General features: G+C 75.8%; 19 protein-coding genes. 9 read left to right on the top strand and 10 right to left on the bottom strand.

Annotation, left to right across the window (positions count from 1 at the left end; all coding sequences use genetic code 11):
• Positions 1-73: 73 nt before the first annotated feature.
• Positions 74-877: a histidinol-phosphatase gene (gene hisN, locus ACI79O_RS17290; protein WP_456878122.1), complete on the bottom strand. Its 804-nt coding sequence runs from the start codon at positions 875-877 to the stop codon at positions 74-76.
• Between the two features lie 22 nt (positions 878-899).
• Positions 900-1,076: a DUF2795 domain-containing protein gene (locus ACI79O_RS17285; RefSeq protein WP_456892873.1), complete on the bottom strand. Its 177-nt coding sequence runs from the start codon at positions 1,074-1,076 to the stop codon at positions 900-902.
• A gap of 54 nt (positions 1,077-1,130) precedes the next feature.
• On the opposite strand from ACI79O_RS17285, the gene ACI79O_RS17280 reads away from it, so the two are divergent.
• Positions 1,131-1,673, top strand: a complete 543-nt coding sequence (locus tag ACI79O_RS17280; protein ID WP_456892875.1) for a DUF2087 domain-containing protein — start codon at positions 1,131-1,133, stop codon at positions 1,671-1,673.
• Between the two features lie 92 nt (positions 1,674-1,765).
• Positions 1,766-2,398: a hypothetical protein gene (locus ACI79O_RS17275; RefSeq protein WP_456892877.1), complete on the top strand. Its 633-nt coding sequence runs from the start codon at positions 1,766-1,768 to the stop codon at positions 2,396-2,398.
• Here the strand turns inward: ACI79O_RS17275 and ACI79O_RS17270 are convergent.
• The 4 genes from ACI79O_RS17270 to ACI79O_RS17255 all read right to left on the bottom strand — a co-directional run bounded on the left by ACI79O_RS17270 (position 2,395) and on the right by ACI79O_RS17255 (position 6,662).
• On the bottom strand, positions 2,395-2,826 hold the full coding sequence (locus ACI79O_RS17270; RefSeq protein WP_456892879.1) for a VOC family protein: 432 nt from the start codon (positions 2,824-2,826) through the stop codon (positions 2,395-2,397). The genes ACI79O_RS17275 and ACI79O_RS17270 overlap by 4 nt on opposite strands.
• A gap of 11 nt (positions 2,827-2,837) precedes the next feature.
• Entirely contained in the window at positions 2,838-3,710 is an 873-nt protein-coding gene (rsgA, locus tag ACI79O_RS17265; RefSeq protein WP_456914752.1) for a ribosome small subunit-dependent GTPase A, read from the bottom strand.
• A 140-nt stretch (positions 3,711-3,850) separates the two neighbouring features.
• Entirely contained in the window at positions 3,851-5,158 is a 1,308-nt protein-coding gene (gene aroA, locus ACI79O_RS17260; protein ID WP_456914751.1) for a 3-phosphoshikimate 1-carboxyvinyltransferase, read from the bottom strand.
• Positions 5,159-5,198: 40 nt separating this feature from the next.
• Positions 5,199-6,662 (bottom strand): NAD-dependent succinate-semialdehyde dehydrogenase, encoded by a 1,464-nt coding sequence (locus tag ACI79O_RS17255; protein WP_456914750.1) that lies wholly within the window; start codon positions 6,660-6,662, stop codon positions 5,199-5,201.
• A 145-nt stretch (positions 6,663-6,807) separates the two neighbouring features.
• Here ACI79O_RS17255 and ACI79O_RS17250 point away from each other — a divergent pair, with 145 nt between their 5' ends.
• The gene (locus ACI79O_RS17250) at positions 6,808-7,554 is read left to right on the top strand and encodes an SOS response-associated peptidase (protein WP_456914749.1); all 747 of its coding nucleotides are present in this window, start codon (positions 6,808-6,810) and stop codon (positions 7,552-7,554) included.
• A gap of 95 nt (positions 7,555-7,649) precedes the next feature.
• On the top strand, positions 7,650-9,131 hold the full coding sequence (locus ACI79O_RS17245; protein WP_456914748.1) for a fused MFS/spermidine synthase: 1,482 nt from the start codon (positions 7,650-7,652) through the stop codon (positions 9,129-9,131).
• On the opposite strand, the gene ybaK is transcribed toward ACI79O_RS17245, so the two are convergent.
• Complete coding sequence (ybaK, locus tag ACI79O_RS17240) at positions 9,128-9,601, bottom strand: Cys-tRNA(Pro) deacylase (protein WP_456914747.1); 474 nt, start codon at positions 9,599-9,601, stop codon at positions 9,128-9,130. The genes ACI79O_RS17245 and ybaK overlap by 4 nt on opposite strands.
• Positions 9,602-9,819: 218 nt before the next feature.
• Between ybaK and ACI79O_RS17235 the strand changes: the two genes are divergently transcribed.
• Both ACI79O_RS17235 and rsrA read left to right on the top strand, forming a co-directional pair.
• Complete coding sequence (locus tag ACI79O_RS17235) at positions 9,820-10,536, top strand: sigma-70 family RNA polymerase sigma factor (protein WP_456892892.1); 717 nt, start codon at positions 9,820-9,822, stop codon at positions 10,534-10,536.
• The gene (gene rsrA, locus ACI79O_RS17230; RefSeq protein WP_456892896.1) at positions 10,533-10,856 is read left to right on the top strand and encodes a mycothiol system anti-sigma-R factor; all 324 of its coding nucleotides are present in this window, start codon (positions 10,533-10,535) and stop codon (positions 10,854-10,856) included. The genes ACI79O_RS17235 and rsrA overlap by 4 nt, the downstream gene beginning before the upstream one ends.
• Positions 10,857-10,918: 62 nt before the next feature.
• On the opposite strand, the gene ACI79O_RS17225 is transcribed toward rsrA, so the two are convergent.
• Positions 10,919-10,993 carry a 50S ribosomal protein bL37 gene (locus tag ACI79O_RS17225; RefSeq protein WP_014377707.1) on the bottom strand — a complete coding sequence of 25 codons (75 nt, stop codon included), beginning with the start codon at positions 10,991-10,993 and terminating at the stop codon, positions 10,919-10,921.
• Between the two features lie 182 nt (positions 10,994-11,175).
• Here ACI79O_RS17225 and ACI79O_RS17220 point away from each other — a divergent pair, with 182 nt between their 5' ends.
• Positions 11,176-12,225 carry a biotin carboxylase N-terminal domain-containing protein gene (locus tag ACI79O_RS17220; RefSeq protein ID WP_456914746.1) on the top strand — a complete coding sequence of 350 codons (1,050 nt, stop codon included), beginning with the start codon at positions 11,176-11,178 and terminating at the stop codon, positions 12,223-12,225.
• A gap of 79 nt (positions 12,226-12,304) precedes the next feature.
• On the top strand, positions 12,305-12,529 hold the full coding sequence (locus ACI79O_RS17215) for a biotin/lipoyl-binding carrier protein (protein WP_456876484.1): 225 nt from the start codon (positions 12,305-12,307) through the stop codon (positions 12,527-12,529).
• A 15-nt stretch (positions 12,530-12,544) separates the two neighbouring features.
• Here ACI79O_RS17215 and ACI79O_RS17210 read toward each other — a convergent pair whose 3' ends face one another.
• Positions 12,545-13,339: an esterase/lipase family protein gene (locus ACI79O_RS17210; RefSeq protein WP_456892900.1), complete on the bottom strand. Its 795-nt coding sequence runs from the start codon at positions 13,337-13,339 to the stop codon at positions 12,545-12,547.
• 176 nt (positions 13,340-13,515) lie between these two features.
• On the opposite strand from ACI79O_RS17210, the gene ACI79O_RS17205 reads away from it, so the two are divergent.
• Positions 13,516-15,117 carry a WS/DGAT/MGAT family O-acyltransferase gene (locus ACI79O_RS17205; RefSeq protein WP_456914745.1) on the top strand — a complete coding sequence of 534 codons (1,602 nt, stop codon included), beginning with the start codon at positions 13,516-13,518 and terminating at the stop codon, positions 15,115-15,117.
• On the opposite strand, the gene ACI79O_RS17200 is transcribed toward ACI79O_RS17205, so the two are convergent.
• The gene (locus tag ACI79O_RS17200; RefSeq protein ID WP_456892904.1) at positions 15,099-15,620 is read right to left on the bottom strand and encodes a GNAT family N-acetyltransferase; all 522 of its coding nucleotides are present in this window, start codon (positions 15,618-15,620) and stop codon (positions 15,099-15,101) included. The two genes, ACI79O_RS17205 and ACI79O_RS17200, sit on opposite strands and share 19 nt — an antisense overlap.
• Positions 15,621-15,658: the final 38 nt, after the last annotated feature.

The raw sequence follows: 15,658 nt of genomic DNA, 5'->3' as shown, positions 1-15,658 counted from the left end.
CCCGCCCCCCCCCCGGCCCCTGCCCCCGCGCCCCCCGGCGCCCCGCCCCCCCCCCCCCCCCCCCCCGCCGGTCCTATGCCGGGTCGGGCAGCCGCAGGTGCGCCAGCGCGGCGTCGTGCAGCGCGCCGTTGGTGGCCAGCGCGCTGCCACCGGCCGGTCCGGGGACGCCGGACAGGTCGGTGAACCGGCCGCCGGCCTCGCGGACGATGACGTCGAGCGCGGCGAGGTCCCACAGCGACACCTCCGGCTCGCAGGCGACGTCGACCGCGCCCTCGGCCAGCAGCACGTAGCTCCAGAAGTCGCCGTAGGCGCGGGTCCGCCACACCGATCGGGTGAGGTCGAGGAAGCCGTCGAGCAGGCCGCGCTCCTCCCAGCCCGACAGGCTGGAGAACGACAGGCTCGCGTCGCCGAGCTCGGAGACCCCTGACACCCGGCAGCGGGTGGCCGACTCCAGGCGCCGGCCGGTCCAGGCGCCGACGTCCTTCGCCGCCCACCAGCGGCGGTTGAGCGCCGGTGCCGACACCAGGCCGACCACCGGCTCGTCGCCGTCGAACAGCGCGATGAGCGTCGCCCAGACCGGCACGCCGCGGACGAAGTTCTTCGTGCCGTCGATGGGGTCGAGCACCCAGCGCCGCGGCCCGTGCCCGGTGACGCCGAACTCCTCGCCCAGGACGGCGTCGCGGGTGCGGGCCCGGGACAGGGTGATCCGCAGCTGCTCCTCGACGGCGCGGTCGGCGTCGGTGACCGGCGTCAGGTCGGGCTTGGTCTCGACGGCGAGGTCGAGCGCCCGGAAGCGGTCCATGCTCAGCGAGTCCGCCTGGTCGGCGAGCACGTGCGCGAGGTGCATGTCCCCCGTGTAGTCCCGGCCCGGTGTCATGGGCACCGAACCTAGCGGGGCGTCAGTCGAAGACCGCGGCGCTCACGCCGCTGGGCCCCTCGTACTCCCGGTCGTCGATCCTCTGCAGTGCCTCGAGGACGTCCTTGTCGCCGCCCTTGGCGTGCTCGAGGATCTGGTCCTTCGTGGCCGGGTAGTCCATGCCCTTGAGGGCCTTCTGGATGTCGATGGGGCTCACCATGCCGGTCGGCCTACCCCCGCCCACGTGCTCCGATGCGCGGATACCGTGCTGGAGGTGCAGGCGACGACGATCGTGGGGCTGCTGGCCGACCCCACCCGGCTGAAGGTGGTGGCCGCGCTCGCCCTGGGTGCCGGGACGATCGAGGAGGTCGCGGCCGCCGCGCGCCTGCCCCTCAAGGACGTCGCCCTGGCCGCCCGCCGGATGGCCCGGGCGGGGCTGGTGCGCCGCGACGGGCACGCGCTGGAGCTGCTGACCGATCGCTTCGGTGCCGCGGCGCGGGCCGCGGCCGAGTCGGCGCCGCCGCCGGAGCCGCTGTCGGACGACCCGGCCGAGTCCGCCGTCCTCGCCTCGTTCATCCGGGACGGGCGGCTGACGACCATCCCCGCGCAGCGGAGCAAGCGCCGGGTGGTGCTCGAGCACGTGGTGCGGGTGTTCGACGTCGGCGTGCGCTACCCCGAGCGCGAGGTCAACGCGCTGCTGGCCGTCTGGCACCCCGACACCGCGGCCCTGCGCCGCTACCTGGTCGACGAGGAGCTGCTCTCCCGCGAGGCGGGGCTGTACTGGCGGACCGGCGGCCCGGTCGACGTCGACGGGTAGTGCTCCCGCCGGCAGTCGTGCTCTGCACACACCTGTGGGCAGAGCACGACTGCTCGGCAGACAGGTGCCCGGCCGCGGTCCACACTGCCGGCGTGCCCGACGCCGACGCCTTCCGCGCGCTCGCCCGCTCCTCGCCGGAGCGCTGGACGACGCTGCGCTTCACCGAGCGGCGCCGCAGGGCGTGGGCCTGGTCCGGGCCGGTGCGCGCCTGGCTGCGCCGCCCCGACCTGCTGCGCGTCGAGGACGCCGCCGGCCGGGTCCACGTCCTCCGTGAGGTCGGCGCCGACCACGACCCGATGTGGCAGGACTACCGCTGGGTGGCCGAGCTGCGGCCGCGGGAGCTCGCCGACGGCCTGGACCCGGAGACCGGGCTGTCCGCCGGGTCCCCGCTGGAGATCGGCGGCCTGCGCGAGGTCGAGCACGCCGGCCGGCCGGCGTGGGAGGCGCTGGTCGTGCCGACCGAGCGGTACGAGCCGCGCTGTGGCTGCTGCCCGCTGCTGCGCAGCCGCCGCGTCGACGAGCTCGAGTGGGGGAGCGTCCCCGAGGACGTCGAGTACCCGACCGCGCACCTGGTCCGGCTCGACGTGGCGACCGGCGTCTGCGTGTGGGCCGAGGCGCTCGACGGTACCTACGCCGGCGAGACGCACGACCTGCGCATCGAGACGGTCGACGAGCCGATGCCCGACAGCCTGTTCCACCGGGCGCGGCGCCAGGGCGCGGTCTAGCCCAGCCGCACCGTCCCGTCGGGGTCGACCGACCAGCCGGGGTTGTGCGCGACCTCCCAGACGACGCCGTTCGGGTCGCGGACCAGGGCGTGGAACACGCCGCCGAAGGCACCCTCCTCGGGCGCGGTGAGCACCGTGCCCCCGGCCGCCGCCATCCGGTCGCACAGCGTCGCGACGGCGGCCCGGTCGGCCACGTTGTGCGCCAGCGTCACGCCCGACACCTCCGGCCGCGCCGGACCGGTGCCCAGGTCCTGCGCGAAGCGCGCCGTCTCGAAGAAGCCGAGCACCGTGCCGGGCGCGACCTGGAAGAAGACGATCTCGTCCGGCACGTCGAGCAGCGGCGTCCAGCCGAGCCCCTCGACGTAGAAGCGCCGGGCGGCGTCGAGGTCCGCGGTGGCGAGGGTGACGAAGTGGACCTGCTGTTCCATGGCGACATCCCTCAGTAGCCGGGGCCGAGTTGGCCGACGGCGTCGAGCAGCCGCCGGACGCTGGCCAGCCGCTCGGCCCGGGCCGGCGGGCCGGCCGCGGCCCACGCGTCGAGCGCGCAGTCGGGGTCGTCGGCGGAGTGCCCGCACCCGGGCGGGCAGTCGACAGCGGCCTGCGCCAGGTCGTCGAAGGCCGCGACGACGTCGTCGGCGGTGACGTGCGCGAGGCCGAACGAGCGGATGCCGGGGGTGTCGATGACCGTGCCGCCGCCGGGCAGGTCGAACAGCACCGCCGAGGACGAGGTGTGCCGGCCCTTGCCGACCTTGCTCACGTCGCCGGTGGCCCGGTCGGCGTCGGGCACCAGCCGGTTGACCAGGGTCGACTTGCCCACGCCGGACTGGCCCACGAACACGCTGGTGCGCCCGCCGATCCGCGCCAGCAGCGGGTCCAGCGGCGTCTCTCGCGACATCGGCACCGCGTCGACGCCCAGCCCGGCGTATCGGTCGAGCAGCGGCTGGGGGCTGGCCAGGTCGGTCTTGGTGAGGCAGAACAGCGGCTCCAGGCCACCGGCGTAGGCGGCGACCAGGCAGCGGTCGAGGAAGCCCAGTGCCGGCTCGGGGTCGGTCACCGAGGTGACGACGACCAGCTGCTCGGCGTTGGCCACGACCACCCGCTCGGTGGGGTCGGTGTCGTCGGCGGTGCGCCGCAGCGACGTCGTCCGCTCCTCGATGACCACGATGCGGGCGAGGGTGTCGGGCCGGCCGGTGGTGTCGCCGACCAGCCGCACCCGGTCACCGACGACGACGCCGTGCCGGCCGAGCTCGCGGGCGCGCATCGCGGTCACCTCGACCGCACCGCCGCCGGGAGCCTCTGTCCGCACGGTCATCCGACCGCGGTCGACCGCGACCACCAGCCCGGGGACGGCGTCGGTGTGGGCCGGGCGCGTGCGGGTCCGCGGGCGGGAGCCGCGCCGGTTGGGCCGGACCCGGACGTCGTCCTCGTCCGACCGGCTGTCGTGCCGGCGGCTCAGGAGCCCGCTCCCGCAGTCGCCCCGGGCACGTCGGCGCCGAGCATCCCGGCCCAGCGCTCGCGGAAGTCCGGCAGCGTCTTGGTGACCGCGCCGGGCCCGGACACCCGAACCCCGTCGACGGCCAGGCCGAGGACCGCGGCGGCGTGCACCATGCGGTGGTCGGCGTAGGAGTCGACCAGCGCCGGCCGGAGCGCGCCCGGCGCGATCTCCAGGCCGTCGGGCAGCTGCTCGACCCGCGCGCCGACGGCGGTGAGCACCTCGTCGAGGGCCTGGATGCGGTCGGTCTCGTGACCGCGCAGGTGCCCGATGCCGGTCAGCCGCGAGGGCCCGTCGGCCAGCGCGCACAGCGCCGCGAGCACCGGGGTCAGCTCACCGACGTCGCCGAGGTCGACCACCAGCGGCGTGATCCGGCCGGTGCCCGTGACCCGCAGCCCCTCGGGCGTGCGCTCGACCTCGGCGCCCATCGCGCCCAGCAGCCGGTCCAGCTGCGCCCCGGGCTGGGTGGTGACCGCCGGCCAGCCGGGCACGGTCACCCGCCCGCCGGTGACCAGCGCGGCGGCGAGGAACGGCGCGGCGTTGGACAGGTCGGGTTCGACCACGCGGTCGCGCGCCGCGATGGGCCCGGGGTCCACCCGCCACCCGCGGTCGGTGGCGACGACGTCGACGCCGTGCTCGCGCAGCGCGACGACGGTCATCTCCACGTGCGGCATCGACGGCACCCCACCGGCCAGCGCGAGGTCGAGCCCGTCGGTGAACCGGGGCGCGGCCAGCAGCAGGCCCGAGACGATCTGCGAGGACTCACCCGCGTCGACGGTCACGCCGCCGCCGCGCACCGCCCCGGTGCCGTGCACGGTGAACGGTGCCCGGCCGCGGCCGCCGTCGTCGACCCGCACCCCGAGGTCGCGCAGCCCGGCGATCAGCCCGGCGTTGGGCCGCTCGCGCAGCCGCGGGTCGCCGTCGAGCCGGACCGGCCCGGTGGCCAGCGCGGCCACCGGCGGGAGGAACCGCAGCACGGTGCCGGCCAGCCCGGCGTCGACCTCCGCGGGGCCGCGCAGCTGCGCCGGGGTGACCATCCAGTCCGGGTCGGGACCGCCGCCCTCCTCGTCGACCCGCACGCCGAGCGCGCGCAGCCCGGCGGCCATCAGGTCGGTGTCGCGGGCCCGCAGCGGCCGCACGACCCGGCTGGGCCCGTCGGCGAGCGCGGCCAGCACCAGCGCCCGCGCGGTGATCGACTTCGAGCCGGGCAGCGGGACGACGGCGTCGACCGGGGTGCCGCGGTGCGGCGTCGTCCAGACCTGGCTCACGGGGCACCATCCTGCCCGGTCCGGACGACGCCGCTCACCCTCAGCCCCCGACGGGGCGGTCGGCCTTCTTCACCGGCACGGTGCGGACCAGCCGCCGGTTGGCGAACTCGAACATCGCCAGTTCGGAGAGCTCGCGGCCGTAACCGGACCGCTTGATCCCGCCGAAGGGCAGCTCGGGAGAGGAGCCGGTGGGCTGGTTGATCCACACCATGCCCGCCTCGAGCCGGTCGGCCACCGCCCGGGCGCGGTCGACGTCGCTGCTCATCACGGTGGCGCCCAGGCCGAAGTCGGTGTCGTTGGCCAACGCGACCGCCTCGTCGGCGTCCTTGACCTTGTAGACGACGGCCGCCGGGCCGAACAGCTCCTCGCGGTAGGCGCGCATCTCCGGGGTGACGTCGGTGAGGATCGTCGCCTCGACGAACGCACCGGCGTGGTCGGGCCGCCCGCCGCCGGCGACGACGGTGGCGCCCTTGTCGATGGCGTCCTGGATCTGCGCGTGCAGGTCCTTGGCCGCCCGCTCGCTCGACAGCGGGGCCAGCGACGTGGACCGGTCGGCCGGGTCGCCGGGGGAGAAGGTGGAGAACGCCTGCCGGAGCCCCTCGACGAAGGGCTCGTAGTGCTCCTCGGTGACGATCAGCCGCTTGGAGGCGGTGCAGGCCTGGCCGGTGTTCTGCATCCGGCCCATCGTCGCGGCCTTGACGGTGGCGGCCATGTCCTCGGCGTCGAGCACGATGAACGGGTCGCTGCCGCCGAGCTCGAGCACCGACTTCTTCAGGTGCTTGCCGGCCAGGGCGCCGACGGCGCTGCCGGCCCGCTCGCTGCCGGTCAGCGTGACGCCCTGGATCCGCGGGTCGGCGATGACCTGCTCGACGTCGGCGATGCGCAGGAACGTGTTGGTGAAGACGCCCTCGGGGGCGCCGGCGTCGGTGAACAGCTGCTCGATGGCCACCGCGCACTGCGGGGTGATCTCGGCGTGCTTGAGGATGACGGTGTTGCCCAGCACCAGGTTCGGGCCGGCCACGCGGACCACCTGGTAGAAGGGGTAGTTCCACGGCTCGATGGCGAGCAGGACGCCGACCGGCCGGGTCTCGATGACCGCCTCGCCCTTGCCCATGAGCGGCTGGATCGGCGTGGGCTCGAGGAACGAGGGGCCGTTGTCGGCGTAGTACTTGAGGATCATCGAGCAGAGGTAGAGCTCGCCGGTGGCCTCGTCGTGCCGCTTGCCCATCTCGGTGGTGATGAGCTGCGCGAGGTCCTCGCGGCGCTCGTCCATGAGCTCGGCGGCCCGGCGGACGACGGCCGCGCGCTCCTCGACCGGGCGCTCCCGCCACTCCTGGTAGGCGGCGTGCGCCGTCGCGATGATGCCGTCGATGGCCTCGGTGGGCGTGAAGTCGAACTCCTTCTCCGTCTCGCCGGTGAACGGGTTGACCGTCGCGTACCGGCGCTCGGCGGACTCGCTCGCGGTCTTCGGCTGCTCGTGCGGTGGGTTCTGGGTCGCGGTCACGCACGTGATCCTCGTCTCTCGCCGTCGCGGGCTCCACCCGGCCTCCCCGCGGCCGCCCGGGGCGGCCGCACCGTCGGCACCCCCACCTAGAGTCGGCGGGGACGGGCCCGCCGTCCGGGCCCGACAGCAGCCGGGAGGACCAGCCGTGTGTGGTCGCTACGCCGCCAGCCGCCGTCCCGAGGACCTCGTGGTCGAGTTCGAGGCGGTCCCCGCCGAGGGCCAGGAGCCGCTCCGGGCGGACTTCAACGTCGCGCCGACCAAGGACGTCTACGTGGTCCGCACCAAGCGTGAGCGCGACCCGGAGGGCAGCCCCACCGGCGAGGCGCACCGGGAGCTGCGCGCGGTCCGCTGGGGCCTGGTGCCCTCCTGGGCCAAGGACGTCTCGGTGGGCAACCGGCTGCTCAACGCCCGGGTCGAGTCGTTGACCGAGAAGCCGGCGTTCCGCTCGGCCGCCCGCTCCCGGCGCTGCCTGGTGCCGGCCGACGGCTGGTACGAGTGGCAGAAGCGCCTGGACTCGCCCGGCAAGCAGCCCTTCTTCATCACCCCCGCCGACGGGTCGGTGCTGGCCATGGCCGGCCTCTACGAGGTGTGGGGCAAGGGCGAGGACCGGCTCTACACGTGCACCGTCGTCACCGCGCCCGCCGTCGGCGCGCTCACCGAGATCCACGACCGGATGCCGCTGGTGCTGCCGCGCGAGCGGTGGGCCGACTGGCTCGACCCGGCCCGCGACGACGTGGAGGCGCTCGCCGAGCCGACCCCGCAGGAGCTGGTGGAGGCGCTGGAGCTGCGCCCGGTCGGCACCGCCGTCAACAACGTCCGCAACAACGGCGCCGAGCTGCTGACCCGGGTCGAGGGCACCAGCGCCCCGGCCGACCAGCCGGCGCTCTTCTGAGGAGCCCTGCCCTGAGCGAGCGTGCGCCCGCCGTCCACCCGGCCGATCCGTCCGCCGACGCGCCCGACCCCGCCGGCGCCGCGCTGCCCGGGTGGGTGGCCGCCGGGGTCACCTTCCTCGCCTCGGGTGCGGTGTTGGTGCTCGAGATCGTGGGGCTGCGGCTCATCGCGCCCTACGTCGGCATCACGCTGCAGACCAACACCGCGATCATCGGGTTCGCGCTGGCCGCGATCGCCGTCGGCGCGTGGGCCGGGGGTGCCACGGCCGACCGCCGCGACCCCCGGCAGCTGATCGCGCCGCTGCTGGTGGCCGGCGGCGCGCTGGTGGTCGCCGTCCTGCCGCTGGTGCGCTTCACCGGGTCGCTGTTCACCGGTGCCGACGCCGGCAGCGTGCTGCTGCTGGCCGCCGTCGCGGTCGTGGTGCCGGCCGCGCTGCTGTCGGCGGTGCCGCCGATGGTGGTCAAGTTGCAGCTGGCCAGCCTGGCCGAGACCGGGTCGGTGGTCGGGAAGCTGTCGGGCATCGGCACGCTCGGTGGGATCGCGGCCACGTTCGTCACCGGCTTCCTGCTCATCGCGGTGTTCCCGAGCAGCGGCATCCTCGTGGGCACCGGGCTGGTCACCGTCGCCGCCGGGATCGCCGTGTGGCTGCTGCTGCGCCGCCGCTCGCCGGGCGGGGCGGGGCGGCTGCCGGCCGCGCTGCTGCTGGCCGCCGTCGCCGGGTCGCTGCTCGCCGCGGTGGCGCCCACGCCGTGCGAGGCGGAGACCTCCTACCACTGCGCGCGGGTGGTCGCCGACCCCGAGCGGGAGACCGGCCGGGTGCTGCTGCTGGACACGCTGCGGCACAGCTACGTCGACCTCGCCGACCCCACCCACCTGGAGTTCGAGTACGTCCGCGCGATCGCCGCTATCACCGACGTCCTCGCCCCGCCCCGGGAACCGCTGTCGGCGCTGCACCTGGGCGGCGGCGGGCTGACCGTGCCGCGCTACCTCGCCGCGGTGCGGCCCGGCACGACCAGCCGGGTGCTGGAGGTCGACCCCGGCGTCGTCGCGATCGACCGGGAGCAGCTGGGCCTGGAGACGTCGGCGGACCTGCAGGTGCGGGTCGGTGACGCCCGGGTCGGGCTGGCCGACGAGCCGGCCGGGGAGCGTGACGTCGTCGTCGGCGACGCCTTCGGCGGGCTGTCGGTGCCCTGGCAGCTGACCACCGTGGAGGCGCTGGAGCTGGTCGACCGCGCGCTCGCCGACGACGGCGTCTACGTCGCCAACCTCATCGACCACCCGCCGCTGGACTTCGTCCGCGCGGAGCTGGCCACGATGCGGCGGGTGTGGCCGCACGTGCTGCTGCTGGCCCCGGCCCCGGTGCTGGCGGGGGAGGACGGCGGCAACCTGGTCGCCGTCGCCTCGCACCGGCCGCTGGACGAGGCCGCCCTCGTCGGGGCGCTGCGCGCCCAGGACTCGGCGTGGCAGGTCGCCTCCGACGCCGAGGTGGCCGCCTTCGCCGGCGACGCGCGGGTGCTCACCGACGACGCCGCGCCGGTCGACCAGCTGCTCACCCCCTACGGCGTCCCGGACAGCTAGCGGCCGATGGGCGCGGTGCGGGCGCGGGTGAGCCGCACCAGGTCGGCCGGCGACAGTTCCACCTGCAGGCCCCGGCGGCCGGCGCTGACCAGCACCGTGGGGAACCCCAGCGCCGACTCGTCGACGACGGTCGGCAGTGCCCTGCGCTGGCCCAGCGGGCTGATCCCGCCGACGACGTAGCCGGTGGTCCGCTCGGCGTCGGCGGGGTCGGCCATCGCCGCCCTCCGCCCGCCGGCCGCGGCCGCCAGTGCCTTCAGGTCGAGGGTGCCGCTCACCGGGACGACGGCGACGGTGAGCGTGCCGTCGACGCGGGTCACCAGCGTCTTGAACACGCGCCGCGGATCGGCGCCGAGCGCGGCCACCGCGGCCTCCCCGTGGCCCTGGTCGCTCGCGTGGCCGGGGTCGTAGGGGTGCAGGGTGTGCACCACCCGGGCCTTCTCCAGGGCCCGCACCGCGGGGGTCGCCGCCACGGCCGGGGAGCGTAGCCAGCCCGCCCGGTGCCCGCCGCCGACTTCCCGGCCGGGGAATGACCGCGACCGGGGGCACCGTTGCAGGGACCGTGAGCAGCACCGTCTCCAGCGCCCGCACGCGGGCCCCGCGCCGGCGGCCCCCGGGCCGGCCCGACGCCGCGCGACTAGGATCGACCGACGTGGTGACCCGCCTCCGGGTGCCGCAGAGAGGACGGTCGGTGCCTGAGGAGACCCCGGGCGGGAACCCCGCCGTCGAGCCGGTCGGGACCCCGCGCGAGCCGGTGGTCGGGGCGCCGGTGGAGGTGCCCGAGGCACGCGAGGGCGGCAGCCGCACCGAGGTCGCCGAGACCCGCGCCGAGCGCGACGCGCGCTTCGAGCGCGACGCGCTGCCCTTCCTCGACCAGCTCTACCCGGCGGCGCTGCGGATGACCCGCAACCCCGCCGACGCCGAGGACCTGGTCCAGGAGACCTTCGTCAAGGCCTACTCCGCGTTCCACCAGTTCGCGGAGGGGACCAACCTCAAGGCCTGGCTGTACCGGATCCTGACCAACACCTACATCAACAGCTACCGCAAGAAGCAGCGGCAGCCGCAGCAGTACCCCACCGACCAGGTGCAGGACTGGCAGCTCTACGCGGCGGAGGAGCACACCTCCAGCGGGCTGCGCTCGGCGGAGATCGAGGCGCTGGACCACCTGCCGGACTCCGACATCAAGGAGGCCCTGCAGCAGCTGCCCGAGGACTTCCGCCTGGCGGTCTACCTCGCCGACGTCGAGGGCTTCGCCTACAAGGAGATCGCCGAGATCATGGGCACGCCCATCGGCACGGTGATGTCCCGGCTGCACCGCGGCCGGCGGGGCCTGCAGAAGCTGCTGGCCGACTACGCCCGGGAGCGCGGCTTCGTCCGCGCCGGCACCGGTGAGGAGGGGCGGTCGTGAGCGCCGAGCACGAGCACGCGTCCTCGTGCGACGACGTCCTGTCGCACGTCTTCGAGTTCCTCGACCACGAGACCGACGACGCCCGCCGCGCCGTCATCGCCGAGCACCTCGAGGACTGCTCGTCGTGCCTCCGGCAGTTCGGCATCGAGCAGGAGTTCAAGGCGCTGGTGCGCCGCCGCTGCGGCGGGGACAAGCCGCCGCTGGGCCTGCGCGACCGGATCAAGCTGCAGCTCACCACCGTCTCCTTCGAGGAGGACGGCACGCACGTGAGCGTCGAGCAGGTGCGCACCGAGGTGGTCCGCACCGACTGGTCCGAGTAGGGACCGCACACGCGACGGCGCCCCGCCCCGGATCTCCGGGAGCGGGGCGCCGTCGTGTGTGCCTAGGCGTTGGGGCGCTTGCCGTGGTTGGCCTTGTTCCCCTTGCGGGAGCGACGCTTGCGTCCGCGCTTGGACATCGCTGCCCTCCTCTCCTCGTCGTCGCGTGCCGGGCGTCGTCCGACGCCCACCGGTCCGCCCCAGGGTCCCACAGACGGGGGAGGGCCCCCTGGCCGGTGGCGCGGGTGTCACAGGCGCCAGGCACCATGGGCAGGTCGGGACGACGGTGACCCGGCGCGGTGGGACGGGGAGGACCGGGAGCGTGGCCCAGCACGGGATCGAGAGCGTGCTCGTGGCGGGGCGGGGGCCGGCCGCGTGCGCGGTGATCGCCGCCTGCTCGCGGCTCGGTGTCAAGGCGGTCGCCGTCTACTCCGAGGCCGAGCGGTCGGCGCGGCACGTCCGCCTGGCCGACGACGCCGTGCTGCTCGGGCCGGCGCCCGCGGCGGAGTCCTACCTCGCCGTCGACCGGATCGTCGAGGCCGCCCGCCGCAGCGGCGCCCGTGCCGTCCTCGCCGTCCCCCCGGCACTGGCGGGCAACGCCGCGCTCGCCGCCGAGGTGGCCGCGGCCGGCCTGACCTGGGTCGGGCCGCCGGCCGAGGTGCTCGAGCGGCTCGGCGGCGACGGCGTCGAGCCGGCCAGCGAGCACGGCCTGCTGGCGCTGGTCACCGACGAGGGCCTGCACTACCCGACGACGGTCGCGCGCGACCGGGCGGCCGGCATCGCCCGCGTCTCCTGGACGCCGGAGCCGCCCGGCGAGATGCCCGTCGGCGCCAAGCGGCTGGCCGAGGTCGGCTGGCGCGGACTGGTCACCGTCGGCGTCGACGAGGACGGCGAGCTCGGTGAGGTCGCCGCCGGCTTCTCCCTCGACATGGCGGTGCTCGAGCGGGCGTACGGCGTCGACGCCGTCGACCTCGCGCTGGCCGCGGCCGCCGGCGAGCGCGGCCCCCGCCGCCGCACCCGCGAGGAGCACCCGCCGCGGGCCGCCGTCGCGGTGCAGCTGCGCTCGACGCTGGCGCCCGGGCAGGCGGGGCGGGTCACCGGTCTGCTGCCCAGCGCCGGCCGGCTGCGCGGCACCACCGGCCGCACCGAGGTGGTCGCGGTCAGCGGCTACGACCCCGGCGACCGGCTCGACCCCTGGTACGACGCCCTGCTGGCCACCGTCAGCGCCGGCGCGCCCGACACCGCCACCGCCGCCCGCGCCGCCGCGGCCGCGCTGACCGACCTGCCCGAGACCGGCGTCCCGCACGACGGCCCGGAGGTGTGTGCGGTGCTCCAGCAGCTGGCCGCCGGCGACCCCGAGCCCGGCGCCTAGCCCAGCCGTTCCCCGGCGTGCCCTGCCCGGCAGCGGTCGGCCTGCTTGGATGGGTCATCCGGCTCGAGAGGGGTGCTGCGTGGTGGTCGAGGAGATCCACGCCGAGATGGTGTCCAGCGTCTGGAAGGTCCTCGTCGCCCCCGGGGCCGAGGTCGGCGCGGGGGACACGCTGGTGGTCCTCGAGTCGATGAAGATGGAGATCCCGGTCCTCACCGAGCGCGCCGGTGTCGTGCAGGAGCTGCACGTCGTCGAGGGCGAGGTGCTCCAGGAGGGCGACCTGATCGCCACCGTCGCCGACGCCTGAGCGGCGCCGGACGGCTCAGGGCGTCCGTCGGGCCAGGCCGGGCAGCCGCCGACCGAGGAGTTCGTAGACCTCGGGGTGGACGCTCATGCCGACGTGGCTGGAGTCGACGTGGACGTTCTCGGCGGCCGGGTCGACGCACGCGTGCCAGTCGACCACCCAGTCGCTGCGCGAGTAGACCGAGACGTAGGGCACCTGCGTCGGGAACGGCCGCTCCAGCTCCACGGCGAGCTCGTCGGCACACGCCCCCCGCAGGCAGTCGTCGACGAACATGCCCGGCACCCCGGCGGTGCCGAGGGCGGCGACCAGCCGCACCTGGGCGGCGACCAGCGGGTTGATCGCCATGTGGTCGACGTTCGGGCTGCCCAGGGTGATAATCCCGCTCACCCGGTCGGGCCGGCGCACCGCCATGAGCTTGGCGAACAGCCCGCCGCGGCTCTGGCCCACGATCGCCGCGGGTCGCCCGGCCCGGTCGGTGAGCTCGACCAGGCGGCGCTCGAGGCGCTCGACCGCCTTGCGGGTGCAGTCGACGTTGACCCGGATCTGCGAGGTGCACGTCCGGTAACCGCGGGCCCGCAGCCAGCTCTCCAGGAGTGACAGCGACGGGTCGCCGGCGAGGAAGCCGGGCACCAGCAGGACCGGCAGGCCGCCGCCGTCCGGGACGCCGCGGCCGCGCCACACGGGGGAGCGCAGCAGCGCCGCCGCCTCGCGCCACGGCCGCTGGACGGCGAGCAGCGCGGCGACCGGCGACGCCCCGATCCACGGGGGAGCCTCCCCGGCGGCTGTCCGGTGCAACGGCGCCGTCGCGCGCATGGCCTGTCCTCGTCTCCCCTGGGCGACCGGGCACGGTGCGGACCCCGTCGCGTGCTGCGCGGGCAACCACCCGCCTGCAGGAGCAGTGTGAGGGCTGACACACTTCCCCACACCACGGGGAGCCGTCCGGCTGGGATGCGTGTCGCGGGTCCCGCCGACTCGGGAGGGCAGGGGCCATGAAGCAGTTGTCGGGACTGGACGCGACGTTCCTGCACCTCGAGACGTCCGCGCAGTTCGGCCACGTCTCGAGCGTGTCGATCTACACCCGGCCCGACGACCCCGGCTACCGGCCCTACGACGCGTGGCGGGCGCAGCTGCAGCAGCGGCTGCCCCTGCTCGAGCCGCTGCGCCGGCGGCTGGCCGAGGTGCCGCTGGGCCTGGACCACCCGTACTGGGTGGCCGACGCCGCCTTCGACCTGGACTTCCACGTCCGGCACACCGCCGTCCCGCCGCCGGGCACCGACGACCAGCTCGCGGCGCTGGTCGGCCGGCTGGTCTCCCGGCCGCTGGACCGGCGCAAGCCGCTGTGGCTGTCCTACGTGATCGAGGGCCTGCCCGACGACCGCTTCGCGATCCTCACGATCGTCCACCACGCCACCATCGACGGGGCCTCCGGCGTCGAGCTCATGACGCTGATGCTCGACGACACCCCGGAGGGCACCGTGCCGCCCGAGGCCGACTCGTGGACGCCCGAGCGGCCACCCGGCGACCTGGAGATGCTCGCGCGGGGCGCGCTCGGCCTGGCCCGCAAGCCGGCGCGCGGGGTGCTGCTCGCCGCCCGGACCGCCCGCGAGGTCGGCCGGGCGACGCGCAACCCCGTGCTGGTGCGAGCCGCCAACGACGTCCGCCGCAGCCTGCGCGGGCCGCTCGGCACGGTGTTCAACCTCGGCCGCTCCCTGCCCGAGGAACCCGACCAGCCACCGCCGCTGCCCAGCGTCCGGCCGCCGCGTACGCCGTTCAACGGGCCGATCACCCCCCACCGCAAGCTCGCCATCCGGTCGACCTCGCTCGACGTGGTCAAGCAGGTGAAGTCGGCGCTGGGCGCGACCGTCAACGACGTCGTCATGGCCGCCTGCGCCGGCGGCCTGCGGACCTTCCTCGACCGGCGCGGCGCGCTGCCCGCGGAGCCGCTCGTGGCGCTCGTGCCCGTCTCGGTGCGCACCGGGGAGGAGACCGAGCGCTGGACCAACCGGGTGTCGATGCTCTCGGCCGTGCTGCCGACCGACGAGCCCGACCCCGTCCGGCGGGTCCGGCGCGTGCACGAGGCGATGACCAGCAGCAAGGAGTTGTTCTCGGCGCTGCCGGCCGAGCGGCTCACCGACTTCGCCGAGTTCCCGCCCCCGGCCGTCTTCGCCCGCGCCATGCGGCTGAGCGCGCGGCTGCGCCTGGGGTCGCGGCTGACGCCGGGCAACCTGGTGATCTCCAACGTGCCCGGTCCGCGGACGCCGCTGTACGCCGCGGGCGCGCGGCTCGAGCACTACTACCCGGTGTCGACGATCGTCGAGGGACAGGGCCTCAACATCACGGTGCAGAGCTACCTCGACCGCCTCGACTGGGGGCTCGTCTCGTGCGCCGAGCTGCTGCCGGACGTCGACGTGCTGCTGCGCGACATCCTCGACGAGCTCGACACCCTCGCCGCGGCGGCCGGTGTCCCGGCGCGGGAGGCCGAGCCGGCGGAGCCCGCGCCCGAGGAGCCCGCGCCCCGCCGTCCGTCCCGGTCCCGGGGCACCGGTCGCCGGCCGGCGACCGACGCCGGTGGTCAGAGCTCCAGTGCGTAGACCAGCAGGTCGATGCCGGGGCGCGGGCTCCAGTCCCGCTCGGGCAGCCGGGTGAAGCCGAGCCGGGCGTAGAGGCGGTGGGCGGCGGTCATCCGCGGGTCGGTGGACAGCACCATCCGCCGCTTGCCGGCCGCACGGGCCCGGTCCAGGCACACCCGCACCAGCGCCTCGCCCACGCCCCGCCCGCGCACCGCGGGGTCGACGACGAGCATCCGGAAGGCGGCCTCGTCGTCGGAGGCGGTGACCTCGCCGAAGTCGCCCTCGAGCACGAGCGCCACCGCGCCGACGACCCGGGCGCCGTCGCGCGCCACGACCAGCCGCGACCGCGCGGCACGGCCCTCGACGTCGGCCAGCTGGCCCAGGTACTCAGCGGAGGCCAGCCGCTCGTCGCGGTAGACGGCGACGGTCAGCTCGGCGATCCGTGGCCAGTCGGCGGGGACGGCGTCCTCGACGCGCACCGGCGGCAGGTCGGGCGAGGGCAGGTCGGGGGAGGGCAGGGCCACGGGTCGCCAGCCTAGGCGCGGGCCGCTCCTACGCTCGG

It is taken from the genome of Geodermatophilus sp. SYSU D00696, from assembly GCF_054050235.1.
The sequence above is the reverse complement of the archived record's forward strand: the minus strand, read 5'-3'. Positions and strand labels throughout refer to the sequence as shown.

Coding starts and splice junctions, on each gene's coding strand:
- hisN (WP_456878122.1), bottom strand. CDS start 877: ATGACACCGGGCCGGGACTACACGGGGGACATGCACCTCGCGCACGTG.
- ACI79O_RS17285 (WP_456892873.1), bottom strand. CDS start 1,076: ATGGTGAGCCCCATCGACATCCAGAAGGCCCTCAAGGGCATGGACTAC.
- ACI79O_RS17270 (WP_456892879.1), bottom strand. CDS start 2,826: ATGGAACAGCAGGTCCACTTCGTCACCCTCGCCACCGCGGACCTCGAC.
- rsgA (WP_456914752.1), bottom strand. CDS start 3,710: ATGACCGTGCGGACAGAGGCTCCCGGCGGCGGTGCGGTCGAGGTGACC.
- ACI79O_RS17210 (WP_456892900.1), bottom strand. CDS start 13,339: ATGCGCGCGACGGCGCCGTTGCACCGGACAGCCGCCGGGGAGGCTCCC.
- ACI79O_RS17205 (WP_456914745.1), top strand. CDS start 13,516: ATGAAGCAGTTGTCGGGACTGGACGCGACGTTCCTGCACCTCGAGACG.